A 13095-nucleotide genomic window follows, 5' to 3' on the forward strand; every position below is an offset into this window, starting at 1 on the left:
GATAAATCGAACTCGCCGAGTATCACTCGCAAAAACGGGGCGCCCCGACGCCGGCCGCACGCGCGACCGGGCCGACGAGAGCGCGTCTGCGTCCGTCGTGTCGAACCGAAACTCCTTAGCTATGTCCAACTAATCGAACGGACATGCGGGAGTTCGAGTTCGTCCTCACCTACCGGGAGGGCGCCGACGAGTTGATGGACGTGTTCCGCGAGCGGTCGGGGCTGCGGACCCAGACGGCGGCGTGTTTCGCCAACGACCGGTCGATGTGGCGCGTCGACCACGTGCTCGGGCCGGCCGAGGCGCTCGACGCCGTCGAGGCGCAGTTCCTCGACGAGACGACGTGCAACGAGTGTCTGGACGTGGCGGGCTGTGACTCCACCCGGGAGTACCAGGTCATCAGCTCCGAACCCGAGCACCGCGTCTACTTCACCCGCCGCGAGGAGATCCAGCACTGCCATTCGATCCCCTACCTCGCCGTCGACCACGTCGGCGACGGTCTGCTGATCGAGGCCGAGCGGTGCGACGACGAGTACGTCTGGCGGCTGCTCATCCCGGACGACTGCGCCGTGGGCGAGCTGTACGACCGGATCGACGAGCGCCTTCGGGACGGCATCTCGCTGGAACTCGGCCACGTCTCCGACCCGCAGAACTGGAACGGCGGGTTCGGCACCGCGGGGCTGCTGACGCCGGAGGAGCGGGAGACCGTCGCCGCTGCCGTCCGCGCAGGCTACTACGGCACGCCGCGGGACGCGACCGTCGCCGACCTGGCCGACGAACTGGACACCCCGCACTCGACGGTCCAGTACCGCCTCCAGCGCGCCGAGGAGAAGATCGTCAGCCGCTTCGCCTCCGAGACGCTCTGACGGGTCCGCAGCGCAGTATCCGCCGGTAGCTCAGTTCTCGCCCGCGACGAGGTCAGCGACCATCTCGCTCACGTACTCGACCTCGTCGTCGTTGACGCCGTGGCCCATACCGGGGTAGATGCGCTCCTCCACGTCGGCGTCGAGTTGCTCCAGCACCTCCGTCGTCACGTGGACGCGCTCCTCGGGGATGTGCGGGTCCACGTCGCTGCAGCCGACGAACGAGGGGGTCCCCTCCAGCGACCCCTCGAACTCCTCGGGGTCGATCGTCTCGCCGATGAGTCCGCCGGAGAAGGCGACGTGGCCGCCGTACCGCCGCGGGTTGCGCGCCACGAACTCCGACCCGAGACACGCGCCCTGGGAGAACCCGAGGATCATGACTTTCTCCGTCGGGATCCCCGCCTCGTTCGCCTCGCCGAGGGCGTCCGCGATGGCCTGCAGGCCCGACGAGCGGCCGGGCTCGTTCGACTCGACGGGTTCGAGGAAGGAGTTGGGGTACCAGGTGTTGCGCGCGGCCTGCGGGGCCAGCAGGGCGAGGCCGTCCTCGTGGAGCTGTCGACCCATCTGCAGGATGCTCTCGGCGGTCGCGCCGCGGCCGTGGACCAGGATCATCGCGGCCTCCGCCTCGTCCAGCGGCGTCCCGCCGGTGGCGAGTTGCTGTCCCTGGTGAGGGCCGTCCATTCAGGCCACCTCCAGGGCGGAAACGGGGTGTTCGTCCGTCGGTGTCACGCCGAACGTCTCTCGGTGGGCGATCATGGGTTTCCATACGGTGTCGCCCTACAAAGGCGCTCGCCGACATCGGCGCCACCCGATGACATCAGGGTTACCGACCCGGCCCGCGGTCGCCCGGGGCACCTGGTCCCTGTGCGATCACCCGGGGCCTCGGATCCTCGTGCAGTCGCCCGGTGTCAGAGCCCCAGGATCTCCCGGGCCTGCGAGGTGTCGGCGACCTCGCGGCCGAGTTCCCCGGCGACGCGGACCACGCGTTCGACGAGTTGAGCGTTACTCTCGGCGAGTTCTCCCTTCCGGTAGTAGACGTTGTCCTCCAGGCCGACGCGGACGTTGCCCCCGAACAGGATCCCCATCGTCGCGAAGGGCAACTGGTGGCGGCCGAACCCGAGGGTGTTGAACAGCGCGCCCTCGGGGAGGGTGTCGACGGCGTTCAGGAAGTTCCGGGGTCGCGGCCGGGTGAGCGTCCCCGGCCCGAAGATGAGCGTCGCGTAGACCGGGTCGGCCAGCTCGCGCCGCTCCAGCAGGCCGTGGACCTCGTTGCGGTGGCCGTCGTTGAACACCTCCAGTTCGGGCTTGATCCCGCGGTCGGCCATCTCGTCGTACAGCGCGTCGATGGTCGCGAGCGTGTTCTCGCTGGTGAGCCGGTCGTAGCGGTTCAGCGGCCCCATGTCCAGCGACGCCATCTCCGGCGGCGGGTCGGTCCGCAGCGAGAGGTGGCGTTTCTCCGTGGGCGCCTGCGTCGCACCCGTCGTATGCTGGATGATCACGTCGTCGGTGTGCCGGCGGATCGCCTCGTCGATGGCCTGGAATCGCTCGGTCGAGAACGCCCGTTCGCCGTTGTCTTTCCGTGCGTGGACGTGGACGACCGACGCGCCTGCCGCCTCGACCTCTCCCGCGGCCTTCCCGATCTCCTCGGGCGTCTCGGGCAGGTTCGGGTTCGCCTCCTTGCCGTGGATCCCCCCGGTCAGCGCCGCCGTGACGACGGCCGGCTCGTCCGCGAGGAAGCGCTCGTAGCTCACGAGTCGGTACCCCCTTCGTCGCTCTCGTCGCTCCCTCCGGGGGTCGCTTCGCCGTCGGCGTGGTCGCGGTAGATCTCGCAGTCCTCGGCGTGGTCGAGTTCGAACCGGTCGTTGCAGATGTCCGCGCGCATCGGCTGGACGAACCGTTCGGCGGCCTCGCAGTAGGCGCGCGCCTCGTCGAACGACCGCCCGTCGGCCGACTCCCGGTACGAGAGGAAGGGACAGGCCATGGCCGGGGTTGGGCGTACAGACCCAAAAAGGCCGACTGCCGTCCACGACTCGTTCGCGGTCGCGAACGCGGGCTCGGTGTCGAGCACGGTCGGTACGGGGACTGTGAACCGTACACCACTGGGACCGTCACCTGTAGAAATAATGTCAAGTAGTCCACTTTATTCGTCTCGGAAGCGTTCGATCACTGATGAACGAGCATCCGGAGTCCGACGAGATACCGCGGCAGTCACGTCCCGAGACCATGGACGAGTACGGGATCCCCGAGAGCGGCGACGGGATGCTACCGTGGGAGTTCGTGGCGGATTCGATGTCCGCGGACCGGTTCTACTGGGTCACTACGATCCGCCCGGACGGGAAGCCGCACGCACGGCCCACGTGGGGCGTCTGGGTCGACGGGACGTTCTACTGCGGCGGCGGCGAGCGAACTCGCTGGGTGCGGAATCTCTCGACGAACCCGGCCATCACCGTCCACCGGGAGGACGCCGAGGAAGTCGTCATACTCGAGGGGACGGCGGAGCGTATCGACGAGGAGACAGCCGACACCGCGCTCCTCGACCGGCTCGACGGTGCGTACGAGGAAAAGTACGATACCCCTCACGGAACGCCCTTCTTCGCCGTCCGGCCGGACAAGGTGTTCGCGTGGAGCGACTATCCCGCCGACGCGACCCGCTGGGAGTTCGCCGACGGGTGACGCTCGGTCCGCAGCGCGGGCCGGCGGAGCGACGGACCCGTCTCCCGCCCCTCGACCACTACGAGTCGGGGTTGACTGAGAGTCGCAACCTTGTTTACCGGACTCGGCGAGTCGGGGAGTATGAACTTCTTCGACCGGCTGGCCGACCGCATCGCGACCGTCGACAGCGTCGTCTCGGTGGGACTTGACCCCGACCCCGCCCGGATCCCCGACCACCTGCACGACCACGACCTGCCCCGCTGGGCGTTCAACCGCCGCATCATCGACGCGACGCACGAACACGCCGCGGCGTTCAAGCCCAACGCCGCCTTCTACGAGGACCCCGACGGCTGGAAGGCGCTGCAGGAGACCGTCGCCTACGCCCACGGCAAGGGCGTGCCGGTCCTGCTGGACGCCAAGCGCGGCGACATCGGCAACACCGCCCGGAAGTACGCCGAACTGCTCGACGACGACGGCATGGGCATCGACGCCATCACCGTCAACCCCTACCTCGGCCGCGACGCGCTGGAACCGTTCCTCTCGCGGGAGGACAAGGGGGTCGTCGTCCTCTGTCGGACCTCCAACCCCGGCGGCGCCGACCTGCAGAACCTCGAACTCGACTCCGGAGAGCCGCTGTACGAGCGGGTGGCCGCGCTCGCCGACCTGTGGAACGACAACGACAACGTCGGCCTCGTCGTCGGCGCCACCGCACCGGAGGAGCTGGAGGAGGTCCGCGAGATCGTCCCCGACATCCCGTTCCTCGTCCCGGGCGTCGGGGCACAGGGCGGCGACGCCGAGGCCGCCGTCGAGTACGGCCTCGCCGACGGCGTCGGCCTCGTCAACTCCTCGCGGGGCATCATCTTCGCCGGGGAGGACCAGGGCGAGGAGTTCGCCCAGGCGTCGGGACAGGCCGCCAAGCGGCTGAAGAAACGGCTGAACCAGTACCGGGAGTGACCGACCGAGGGCAACCGGGTGGGAGCGACCCGACTCGGGACGACCGGCCGCAGTGATCCTCCGGATCGTTCGTGTCGAAAAACACCAAGTAGCGGCGACGAGGTGATCGCGCGTATGACTAACAAGCCGCCGGAGTACTGCCCTCACTGCGGGGGCGAACTGGCCGCGGTCGACCCGCCGACCGCCCACCGCTGCGAGGACTGCGAGGAGTTCGCGTTCTACAACCCGACGCCCGCCGCCCGGGTGGCCGTCGTCGACGGCGACGAACTGCTGCTCTGCGAGGTGGGCGTCCCCGGCGTTGCGAACACCTGGGAGACGCCGGGCGGGCGGCTGGAGGCCGACGAGGACCCGCCCGTCGCGGCGGCGCGGGAGCTCCGCGAGGAGACGGGCCTGACCGTCGACCCCGACGCGCTCGTCATGTTCGACGCCCGCAGCTACGAGTCGGTCCCCGACCAGTACACGACGAGGCTCTGCTACGCCGTCGACAGGGCGGCGACGGAGGGACAACTACGGGCCGGCGCGGAACCCGACGGCGTCCGGTTCTGGTCGGCCGACTCGTTCGCCGACTCGGGGGCGACGCTCAGCGACCGCCAGCCCGCGGCGACGCGGGAGGTCTCGTGGTGGCTGGAGGGCGCCCGCGCGGCGCTCGACGAGTCGTGACGAGGGGAGTCGCTCTCAGAACCGATAGGTGTCGACGCCGTCGGGGGCGTCGTCGCCGGTCCCGGTCGGGTCGGCCGGATCCCCGCCCTCGACCTCGGCGACGCACTCGCTGCAGATCCCCAGCTGTGTGTCGAAGTGGCGGTCGCAGACCAGGTTCCCGCAGCGGTCGCAGGTGTGGTCGACATCGGGGCGCTGGCAGACCTCGCAGAGCCCGGATACGCTCATGTGACCCGGTAGCGGACGAGCGCGTAAATGGATTGGGCGGCGGCTGGACTGGGAGCGGGACGGTCCCGGGTGTGGGCGAGCTTGGGCCGTCCGCGGCCGGTCACCAGTGGAGGTTCCGCCGCGTCCGAGACGTTTAGGAGGCACCGACGCCAAGGGGCGAGCGTGTACGGTACCCGGCTCGTCACGGCGGTCGCCGCGGTGTTCGCCGCCATCGCGGTCCTGTTCGCCATCTTCGGGTTCGTCGCCAACCTCGGCTTCTTCGCAGTCGCGGCGCTGTTCGGCGCGGTCGCGTACTTCATGTGGTACCACGCGTCGGGTCGGTTCGCCCGGCGGCTCTACCGCGGCGTCGAGGACCGCGCGGCGCCCGGCGACGGTGGCCGCGGCGCCCGCGCCGACCGCGGCGGGTTCGGGGCCGGCCCGCGGGAGGACTGGGAACCGCCCCGCGACGAGGGCGCCCGAGGGCGGGCGCGGGCAGCCGGCGGCCAGCAGACGGCGGCCGGTCGGCGCCAGCGACGGGGGGCTCGCGCGGGCGGACAGCGCCGTCGCCAGCGGGCGGCCGCCGCCGCACAGCGGAGCGGTCCCACGGCCGCCGAGGCCTACGACACGCTCGGCCTGGACCGCGGCGCCGACGAGGACGCCGTGAAGGCCGCCTACCGCGAGAAGGTCAAGGAGGTCCACCCCGACTCCCCCGACGGCGACGAGGAGGAGTTCAAGGAAGTGCAGTCGGCCTACGAGCGGCTGACCGACTGAGCGTCCGACCGAATACTGTTTTGCCGTCGGAGCCGCAGTCCCGGCCAGTGACGCCACCGCTCGCCGTCGACATCGACGGAACGCTGACCGACGAGGACCGCGCCGTCTACCCGCCCGTCCTGTCCGTCCTCCGGGAGTGGGACGCACCCGTCGTGCTCGCGACGGGGAAGGCGCTCCCCTATCCCGTCGCCCTCTGCGAGTTCGCGGGGGTCGAGCGGACGGTCGTCGCCGAGAACGGCGGCGTCGCGTTCGTCCACGCGACCGACGACCTGCTGTTCCTCGGCGACCGCGAAGCCGCCCAGAGCGTGGTCGACGAGTACGTCGAGGAGGGTCACGACCTGGGATGGGGGGCCCACGACCTGGTCAACCGCTGGCGCGAGACGGAAGTGGCCGTCAGCCGCGAGGCACCGCTGGAGCCGCTCCAGCGGATCGCCGCCGACCACGGCCTCGAAGTCGTCGACACCGGTTTCGCCTACCACGTCAAGTCGCCGGACGTGAGCAAGGGGCAAGCCCTGGAAGCCGTCGCCGAGCGACTGGGTCGGGACCCCGCGGAGTTCGTCGCGGTCGGCGACTCCATCAACGACGTGTCGACCTTCGAGGTCGCGGGGCGGTCGTTCGCGGTCGCCAACGCCGACGAACCCGCCCTGGCGACCGCGGACGAGGTACTCAACGCAGCCTACGGCGAGGGGTTCCTCGAGGCGGTCGAGCGGGTGCGGTAGCCTGGGGACGGCCGCGCCGTCCCGGCCGTCCGAACCCGCTCACGACCGCTGGGGAACGATACGGAGCGCTCCGGAGCGTTACGGACGGGAACCGGGCGCAAACCCGGAGAAGGCTTTTGTACTGGCCACCGTTACCGACCCCCATGAGCCCCGACCGGGCCGTCCTCGAACGCGCCATCGAGCGCGGTGAGCGCGAGGGCGGCAGCGTCGAGTTCAAAGAGCGGCTCACGAAAGACCTCCACCTGGCGGACGGTCGCCGGGAGTCGCTGGCCGCCCAACTGCGCCACCGCGTCCTCTCCGGCGACGGGGAGGCCACCTACGTCGTCGGCGTCACCGACGACGGCGCCCTCGCCGGCATCGCCCCCGAGGCGTTCACCGAGTCGATGGACGTGCTGAGCCTGCTGGCCGAGGAGGCCGACGCCCACATCGAGAACGTCGAGACCTGGGGCGTCGACGCCGACGGCCGCGCGAAACCGAAAGGCGGCACACGGCCGGGCGACGCCGGCAGCGCCGCGGCGTCCTCCGACGGCGACTCCGAACCGCCCGAGTCCGACGCGCCCGCCGAGGGCATCGTCGGCGTCGCCATCGTCCGCGAGGGCGCCGTGCTGGAGGACGACGAACACATCGTCGTCGGGACCGCCGGCCACGTCGACCACGGCAAGTCCACGCTGGTCGGCACCCTCGTCACCGGCCAGCCCGACGACGGCGAAGGGGGGACTCGCTCGTATCTCGACGTGCAGCCCCACGAGGTCGAACGCGGCCTCTCCGCGGACCTCTCCTACGGCGTCTACGGCTTCGACGACGAGGGGCCGGTCCGCATGGACAACCCCGACCGCAAGTCCGACCGCGCCCGCGTCGTCGAGGAGGCCGACCGGCTCGTGAGCTTCGTCGACACCGTCGGCCACGAGCCGTGGCTGCGCACGACGATCCGCGGGCTGGTCGGGCAGAAGCTCGACTACGGCCTCCTGACCGTCGCGGCCGACGACGGCCCGACGAAGACCACGCGCGAACACCTGGGGATCCTGCTCGCCACCGACCTGCCGACGATGGTCGTCATCACGAAGGCCGACATCGTCAGCGACGAGCGCCTGGCGGAGGTCGAGCGCGAGGTCGAGCGCCAGCTCCGCGAGGTGGACAAGACGCCGCTGTCCGTGGCGCGCCACGGCGTCGGGGCGGCCGTCGAGGAGATCGACGACACCGTCGTCCCGGTGCTGGCGACCAGCGCCGTCACGATGGAGGGGATGGACACGCTCGACGAGCTGCTGGAGCGGTTGCCCAAGACGGCCGGGCCGACCGACGACGAGTTCGCGATGTACGTCGACCGCTCGTACAAGGTCACCGGCGTCGGCGCCGTCGCCTCGGGGACCATCCGCTCCGGTCGTGTGGAGGCCGGCGACGAACTCCTGCTCGGGCCGATGCAGGATGGCGGCTTCCGCGAGGTCGAGGTCCGGTCGATCGAGATGCACTACCACCGCGTCGACCGCGCGAAGGCCGGCCGCATCGTCGGCATCGCCCTGAAGGGCGTCCGCGAGGCCGACGTGGAGCGCGGGATGGTGTTGCTCCCCCGCGACGCCGACCCCGACCCCGTCCGGGAGTTCGAGGCCGAGGTGATGGTGCTCAACCACCCGACCCGTATCGGCGAGGGCTACGAGCCCGTCGTCCACCTCGAGACGGTCAGCGAGGCCGCCGCCTTCTACCCCGAAGACGGGCGCCTGCTCCCCGGCGACTCGGGGACGACACGGGTCCGGTTCAAGTTCCGACCCTACATGGTCGAGGAGGGCCAGCGGTTCGTCTTCCGCGAGGGCCAGTCGAAGGGCGTCGGCAAGGTCACCGACGTACGCCCCGACGAGTAGGGACTGCCGGCGCCGTCCCCGATATGCCCCCGACCGGTGGGGCCGTCGCCGCGGGCTCGTCGCCGGGTGTCCCGACAAGCGACGGTTACGGCGCGGTAGCTGTCGCTCACTCGGCCCAGCGGCCGGCTACGGGCTCGCTAAGACCGGGGTACTGCGAGAAACGCGACCCAACCGCAGTCCCGCGATTCCTATCACTCCGCTACCCGTCGAACAGCCGGCCGGTAACTTTGACCGGTGGCATCCAGGGGACCATACGCGTGCGGGACGACGCGACGACGCGGGTTCCGCGCGCGGGAGATCACTATGAGTTTCGAGAACCAGCCAGGACAGCAGGGATCGTTCGAGCAGCAACAGACCCAGCCACAGCAGGGAACGGGCCAGCAGCCGACACAGCAGCAGGGGTACATCCCGGCGGCTCAGCAGCCGGCCGGTCAGCAGGCCGGCTTCCCCGGCCAGCAGGGCCGCGGCGCCGACCAGGGCGCCCAGGACCGGCGCCACTCCCAGCAGTTCCGCCAGCGGATGAGCCAGATCGCACAGCAGCGACCGCGTGACCCCCAGACGGGACAGTTCCTGTCGACGGGATCGCAGGGCGGACAGCAGAGCCAGCAGCCACAGACCCAGCAGATGGGCCAGCAGCCACAGACCCAGCAGATGGGCCAGCAGCCACAGACCCAGCAGATGGGTCAGCAGCCCCAGACACAGCAGATGGGCCAACAGCAGCCCCAGACACAGCAACTGGGCCAGCAGCAGACGGCTCAGCAGCCCCAGCAGCGGAGCCAGCAGCCCCAGATGCAACAGACTCAACAGCAGCCCCAGACTCAGCAGTCGAGCCAGCAGCCACAGCAACAGACGGCTCAGCAACCGCAACAGCGGATGGGCGGCCAGCAGCAGGGGTACATCCCGGCGGCTCAGCAGCCGGCGGGACAGCAGGCCGGCTTCCCCGGCCAGCAGGGTCGCGGTGCCGACCAGGGCGCCCAGGACCGGCGCCACTCCCAGCAGTTCCGGGAGTTCCAGCACCAGAAAGCCGAACACCAGCCGCGTGACCCCCAGACCGGCCAGTTCCTGCCGGAGAACCAGCAGGGCCAGCAGGGACAGCAGAGCCAACAGGGTCGGCAGGGCCAGTCCGGCGGCCAGATGTACGCCCAGCGGACCCAGCAGGACCAGCAGTCCGGGATCGGGACCCAGCAGCAGAACTGGCAGTAGACGTCCCGGACCGACCCCTCCCACCCCGGCGGTCGACAGCGCGACACCCGCGCCCTTTTCCAACGGCGACCCCGACAGCGACGGCTATCGGACGACCGCGATTCCCGAGAAGAACGTCGATGCCGCCGTCAGGACTCCATCTTCGCGACGATCTCGTCGGCGGCGTCGCGCGCCTCGCTCTCGTCGGCGACGCCGTCGACCGGGACCAGGACGCTCTGGGCGGTCCAGTCCTCGTTGCCGTGCTCGTCGCCGGTGCGGACCTCGGCGCCGGAGACGACCGAGCCGGCGACGTTGGCCGCCCAGTCGGGCGTCCGTATCTCGTCGAACTCGTCGGGGTCGCGGTAGCGCACGTGGTAGTAGTTCTCGCTCTGTTCGACGCCCTGTATCGACCGGGAACTCGCCATACCGGCGGTAGCACCGCTCCGGCGGAGAACCGTCTGCCGGCAGTAGCAAGGCGGGCGCGGCGGCTCGGGGCGGGATCGTCGGCAGCTACTCCCCGCGCAGGACCGCCCGGAGGAGTTTCGACTCGGCCTTCCGCAGGTGTTCGGCGGCGGTGCTGGGCGCGCAGCCGAGGGCCTCGGCGACCGCCTCGTGGTCGCCGGTCCGCGGCACGTCGTAGTAACCCAGGTCGAGGGCGGCCTCGGCCGCCTCGCGCTGGCGGTCGGTCAGCCGCGCCGTCGGCGCGACGCGGGAACCCGCGAGCGACCCGACCGCTTCGACGGTGACCTCCACCGGATCCGGAATCTCGCCCATCGCCGCCTGCAGTTCCGCCTCGGGGCCGAAGATCGTGAGCCTCACAGTCCCGTCGGGCCGGTAGACGATGGGCGGGACGACGACGAGCCCGCCACGGCTGATCGGCCCGAACAGGTCGACGAGCGAGTCCGTCGTCGCGTCGCGGACGTAGGCGTAGAAGGCGTCGTCGCCCGCCCGCTCGATGTCGTAGCCGACGACCACGTCGATGTCGTCGGCCGCGGCGGCGAAGGCGTCGGCGTCGCCCTCGACGTAGTGGAGGATCCCCAGCGCGTCGCCGGTGAAGTTCCACTGCAGCGCCGTCGCCCGCTCGACGAACGGCGCGCGGGTCAGCACGCCGTACATCGGGTGGATCTCCGCCTCCCGTCCGTCGGCCGTGATCGACACCCGGAGACGCTTCACGGTCGTCGGTCCGCCTACAGATCGTATAAATCCGCCGGACAGATGCGGCAGTATCGACAGGGCCGCTGCGCGCGTCGGTCCGGGTATGAGCGGCGTACTGGTGACCGGCGCGACCGGGACCCTCGGCGACGCGCTCGTCGACCGACTGGTCGGCGATGGGCGGCGCGTGCTGGCAGCGACCCGGCGGCCCGACGATCCGCCCCCGACCCCGGAGGGCGACGGAGCTGTCGAGTGGATCGGGCTGAACCTCGCGGAGGGACGGGGGATCGAGGCCGCGGTCGCCGACGCGAACACAGTCGTTCACGCGGCGACGGCCCCGCGGGGCGACGCCGAGGCCGTCGACGTTCGCGGGACCGAGCGGCTGCTCGACGCGGCCGAGGGTGCGGGCGTCGAGCACTTCCTCTACCCCTCGATCGTCGGCGTCGGCGAGATCCCGTTCTCGTACTACGAGCGCAAGCGCGAGGCCGAGCGGGCGGTCGAGGCCAGTCCCGTCCCGTCGACGATCCTGCGGGCGACGCAGTTCCACGCGTTCGTCGACGAGATACTGGGGGCGGTCGCGAGACTCCCCGTGTGGCCGCTGCCGACGGAGTTCCGAGCTCAGCCGGTCGACCACCGGGAGATCGCGGGCAGACTCGTCGACCGCCTCGCCGGCGGGCCGTCCGGCCGCGCGGACCCCGTCGGCGGGCCGGCGGTCCACACGCTCGGCGAGCTGGCGAGCGCATACCGCGAGGCCAGGGGACTCCGGCGACCGATCGTCCGGCTCCCGGTCCCCGGAGCCGTCGCGAAGGGGTTCCGCGCCGGGGAGGCGACCTGCCCCGACCGCGCCGTCGGGACCGTGACCTGGGAGTCGTGGTTGGCCGAGCGATACGGCGGGTCGACGGATTCGGCGGCCGACCGGGCGGGCGCCCCGTCCCGATGACGGGTGCTGGTGCGGGGGGAAGTGACCGGCGTTCGGGTCCGGACGCCGCCCGCCGGTCGACTCGCGCGCTCCTGGCCGCTGTCGCCGTCTCGCTGGCGTTGACGGCGGTACACGGGGCCGCACACGGCTGGATCCCGGTCCCGCTCGCGACCTGGCAGCAGGGGTACGCCGCCGTCGTCCTGGTCGGACTCCCGCTCGGGGGTGCGACGCTGGTCCGCCTCGGTCGGCCGGCGACAGGCGCGGCGGTCGCGTTGATCGGCGGTCTGGGCGCACTCGCGTTCGAGGTGCTCGCGCACTTCGTCGTCGAGAACCCCGACCACGTCGCGAGCGTCGCGACGGGCTGGACCCTGTTCGCCGGGACCGCCGCCTTCTCAGTGCTCGGCGACGCGGTGCTCGTGACCGTCGCGGCGTGGACGCTCCGGACTCAGCCCCAGGGTTCCTCTGCGAGGTCGTGCAGCGACTCGACGACGTGATGGGGTTCGGGGTCGTGGTCGAACGGCGGGTCGCCGTCGGCGAGCCACACCGACCGCAGGCCCGCGGCGTGGGCGCCGGTCACGTCCGAGGCGTGGGAGTTGCCGACGTGGACGGTCCGCTCGGCGTCGACCCCCAGTTCCTCCAGCGCGAGGTGGAACGGTTCGGGGTCGGGCTTGTACGGCGCGTCGTGGCCGCCGTGGACGACCACCTCGAAGCGGTCCTCGATGCCCAGGCCGGCGAGCTTCTGTGACTGCATCCACGGGTCGCCGTTGGTGACCATGCCGATCCGGTAGGCGTCGGCCAGCGCGTCGAGCGCGCGCTCGGCGCCGTCGAGGAAGCGGACGTTCGTCTGGTCGCGCTCGTCGGTGTAGATGTCGGCTATCTCCTCGCCGACGGCCTCGTCGTGGCCCGCCTCGACGGCGAAGGTGCCGAACGCCGCCCGGCGCGTGTCGCGGATGTCGTCGCCCGCGTCGGAGAACTCGCCCAGCCGCTCGACGTACTCGGCGCCGTCGAAGAAGGGGTCGACGCCGACCCGGTCGAAGGCGACCGCCAGGATGTCGTCGGCGCTGCGCTCGTAGGTACAGAGGGTGTCGTCCAGGTCGAACAGGACGGCCTCAACTGGCCCCGTCATTGCGGGATAGTAGCGACCCGGCGGCCAAAAGCCGGTCGGTCCC

General features: G+C 71.1%; 17 protein-coding genes. 10 read left to right on the forward strand and 7 right to left on the reverse strand.

Annotated features, from left to right (window positions below; genetic code table 11):
• Positions 1 to 143 precede the first annotated feature (143 nt).
• Positions 144 to 863, forward strand: a complete 720-nt coding sequence (locus tag E3328_RS06255) for a helix-turn-helix domain-containing protein (protein WP_135363731.1) — start codon at positions 144 to 146, stop codon at positions 861 to 863.
• A 30-nt stretch (positions 864 to 893) separates the two neighbouring features.
• Here E3328_RS06255 and E3328_RS06260 read toward each other — a convergent pair whose 3' ends face one another.
• The 3 genes from E3328_RS06260 to E3328_RS06270 form a co-directional block, all read right to left on the reverse strand.
• On the reverse strand, positions 894 to 1541 hold the full coding sequence (locus E3328_RS06260; protein WP_135363732.1) for an alpha/beta hydrolase: 648 nt from the start codon (positions 1539 to 1541) through the stop codon (positions 894 to 896).
• 227 nt (positions 1542 to 1768) lie between these two features.
• On the reverse strand, positions 1769 to 2611 hold the full coding sequence (locus E3328_RS06265; protein ID WP_135363733.1) for a beta-keto acid cleavage family enzyme: 843 nt from the start codon (positions 2609 to 2611) through the stop codon (positions 1769 to 1771).
• Positions 2608 to 2841 carry a hypothetical protein gene (locus E3328_RS06270; RefSeq protein ID WP_135363734.1) on the reverse strand — a complete coding sequence of 78 codons (234 nt, stop codon included), beginning with the start codon at positions 2839 to 2841 and terminating at the stop codon, positions 2608 to 2610. Before E3328_RS06270 ends, E3328_RS06265 begins: the two co-directional genes overlap by 4 nt.
• A 188-nt stretch (positions 2842 to 3029) precedes the next feature.
• On the opposite strand from E3328_RS06270, the gene E3328_RS06275 reads away from it, so the two are divergent.
• The 3 genes from E3328_RS06275 to E3328_RS06285 all read left to right on the forward strand — a co-directional run bounded on the left by E3328_RS06275 (position 3030) and on the right by E3328_RS06285 (position 5126).
• Positions 3030 to 3533, forward strand: a complete 504-nt coding sequence (locus E3328_RS06275) for a pyridoxamine 5'-phosphate oxidase family protein (protein WP_135363735.1) — start codon at positions 3030 to 3032, stop codon at positions 3531 to 3533.
• A gap of 120 nt (positions 3534 to 3653) precedes the next feature.
• Positions 3654 to 4466 carry an orotidine-5'-phosphate decarboxylase gene (pyrF, locus tag E3328_RS06280; RefSeq protein ID WP_135363736.1) on the forward strand — a complete coding sequence of 271 codons (813 nt, stop codon included), beginning with the start codon at positions 3654 to 3656 and terminating at the stop codon, positions 4464 to 4466.
• A 114-nt stretch (positions 4467 to 4580) separates the two neighbouring features.
• Positions 4581 to 5126: an NUDIX hydrolase gene (locus tag E3328_RS06285; RefSeq protein WP_135363737.1), complete on the forward strand. Its 546-nt coding sequence runs from the start codon at positions 4581 to 4583 to the stop codon at positions 5124 to 5126.
• Between the two features lie 15 nt (positions 5127 to 5141).
• Here the strand turns inward: E3328_RS06285 and E3328_RS06290 are convergent, their stop codons facing one another.
• Entirely contained in the window at positions 5142 to 5351 is a 210-nt protein-coding gene (locus tag E3328_RS06290) for a hypothetical protein (RefSeq protein ID WP_135363738.1), read from the reverse strand.
• Positions 5352 to 5513: 162 nt separating this feature from the next.
• Here E3328_RS06290 and E3328_RS06295 point away from each other — a divergent pair, with 162 nt between their 5' ends.
• The 4 genes from E3328_RS06295 to E3328_RS06310 all read left to right on the forward strand — a co-directional run bounded on the left by E3328_RS06295 (position 5514) and on the right by E3328_RS06310 (position 9876).
• Positions 5514 to 6101 (forward strand): J domain-containing protein, encoded by a 588-nt coding sequence (locus tag E3328_RS06295; RefSeq protein WP_135363739.1) that lies wholly within the window; start codon positions 5514 to 5516, stop codon positions 6099 to 6101.
• Between the two features lie 47 nt (positions 6102 to 6148).
• Positions 6149 to 6820 carry a phosphoglycolate phosphatase gene (locus tag E3328_RS06300; protein ID WP_135363740.1) on the forward strand — a complete coding sequence of 224 codons (672 nt, stop codon included), beginning with the start codon at positions 6149 to 6151 and terminating at the stop codon, positions 6818 to 6820.
• 143 nt (positions 6821 to 6963) lie between these two features.
• Positions 6964 to 8673 (forward strand): GTPBP1 family GTP-binding protein, encoded by a 1710-nt coding sequence (locus E3328_RS06305; RefSeq protein WP_135363741.1) that lies wholly within the window; start codon positions 6964 to 6966, stop codon positions 8671 to 8673.
• A 303-nt stretch (positions 8674 to 8976) separates the two neighbouring features.
• Complete coding sequence (locus E3328_RS06310) at positions 8977 to 9876, forward strand: hypothetical protein (protein ID WP_135363742.1); 900 nt, start codon at positions 8977 to 8979, stop codon at positions 9874 to 9876.
• Between the two features lie 128 nt (positions 9877 to 10004).
• Here E3328_RS06310 and E3328_RS06315 read toward each other — a convergent pair whose 3' ends face one another.
• Together E3328_RS06315 and E3328_RS06320 are read right to left on the reverse strand one after the other, a co-directional pair.
• On the reverse strand, positions 10005 to 10280 hold the full coding sequence (locus tag E3328_RS06315; protein ID WP_135363743.1) for a hypothetical protein: 276 nt from the start codon (positions 10278 to 10280) through the stop codon (positions 10005 to 10007).
• Between the two features lie 85 nt (positions 10281 to 10365).
• Positions 10366 to 11028 (reverse strand): helix-turn-helix domain-containing protein, encoded by a 663-nt coding sequence (locus tag E3328_RS06320; protein ID WP_135363744.1) that lies wholly within the window; start codon positions 11026 to 11028, stop codon positions 10366 to 10368.
• 85 nt (positions 11029 to 11113) lie between these two features.
• Between E3328_RS06320 and E3328_RS06325 the strand changes: the two genes are divergently transcribed.
• Positions 11114 to 11947 (forward strand): SDR family oxidoreductase, encoded by an 834-nt coding sequence (locus tag E3328_RS06325; RefSeq protein ID WP_135363745.1) that lies wholly within the window; start codon positions 11114 to 11116, stop codon positions 11945 to 11947.
• Positions 11944 to 12420 (forward strand): hypothetical protein, encoded by a 477-nt coding sequence (locus tag E3328_RS06330; protein ID WP_135363746.1) that lies wholly within the window; start codon positions 11944 to 11946, stop codon positions 12418 to 12420. Before E3328_RS06325 ends, E3328_RS06330 begins: the two co-directional genes overlap by 4 nt.
• On the opposite strand, the gene E3328_RS06335 is transcribed toward E3328_RS06330, so the two are convergent.
• Positions 12372 to 13052 carry an HAD family hydrolase gene (locus E3328_RS06335; protein WP_135363747.1) on the reverse strand — a complete coding sequence of 227 codons (681 nt, stop codon included), beginning with the start codon at positions 13050 to 13052 and terminating at the stop codon, positions 12372 to 12374. The two genes, E3328_RS06330 and E3328_RS06335, sit on opposite strands and share 49 nt — an antisense overlap.
• Positions 13053 to 13095: the final 43 nt, after the last annotated feature.

Origin of the sequence: Halosimplex halophilum, from assembly GCF_004698125.1 — an archaeon.
Classification (GTDB): domain Archaea; phylum Halobacteriota; class Halobacteria; order Halobacteriales; family Haloarculaceae; genus Halosimplex; species Halosimplex halophilum.

Coding starts and splice junctions, on each gene's coding strand:
- E3328_RS06335 (WP_135363747.1), bottom strand. CDS start 13,052: ATGACGGGGCCAGTTGAGGCCGTCCTGTTCGACCTGGACGACACCCTC.
- E3328_RS06255 (WP_135363731.1), top strand. CDS start 144: ATGCGGGAGTTCGAGTTCGTCCTCACCTACCGGGAGGGCGCCGACGAG.
- E3328_RS06285 (WP_135363737.1), top strand. CDS start 4,581: ATGACTAACAAGCCGCCGGAGTACTGCCCTCACTGCGGGGGCGAACTG.
- E3328_RS06305 (WP_135363741.1), top strand. CDS start 6,964: ATGAGCCCCGACCGGGCCGTCCTCGAACGCGCCATCGAGCGCGGTGAG.
- E3328_RS06315 (WP_135363743.1), bottom strand. CDS start 10,280: ATGGCGAGTTCCCGGTCGATACAGGGCGTCGAACAGAGCGAGAACTAC.
- E3328_RS06270 (WP_135363734.1), bottom strand. CDS start 2,841: ATGGCCTGTCCCTTCCTCTCGTACCGGGAGTCGGCCGACGGGCGGTCG.
- E3328_RS06330 (WP_135363746.1), top strand. CDS start 11,944: ATGACGGGTGCTGGTGCGGGGGGAAGTGACCGGCGTTCGGGTCCGGAC.
- E3328_RS06275 (WP_135363735.1), top strand. CDS start 3,030: ATGAACGAGCATCCGGAGTCCGACGAGATACCGCGGCAGTCACGTCCC.
- E3328_RS06260 (WP_135363732.1), bottom strand. CDS start 1,541: ATGGACGGCCCTCACCAGGGACAGCAACTCGCCACCGGCGGGACGCCG.
- E3328_RS06290 (WP_135363738.1), bottom strand. CDS start 5,351: ATGAGCGTATCCGGGCTCTGCGAGGTCTGCCAGCGCCCCGATGTCGAC.
- E3328_RS06310 (WP_135363742.1), top strand. CDS start 8,977: ATGAGTTTCGAGAACCAGCCAGGACAGCAGGGATCGTTCGAGCAGCAA.
- pyrF (WP_135363736.1), top strand. CDS start 3,654: ATGAACTTCTTCGACCGGCTGGCCGACCGCATCGCGACCGTCGACAGC.
- E3328_RS06325 (WP_135363745.1), top strand. CDS start 11,114: ATGAGCGGCGTACTGGTGACCGGCGCGACCGGGACCCTCGGCGACGCG.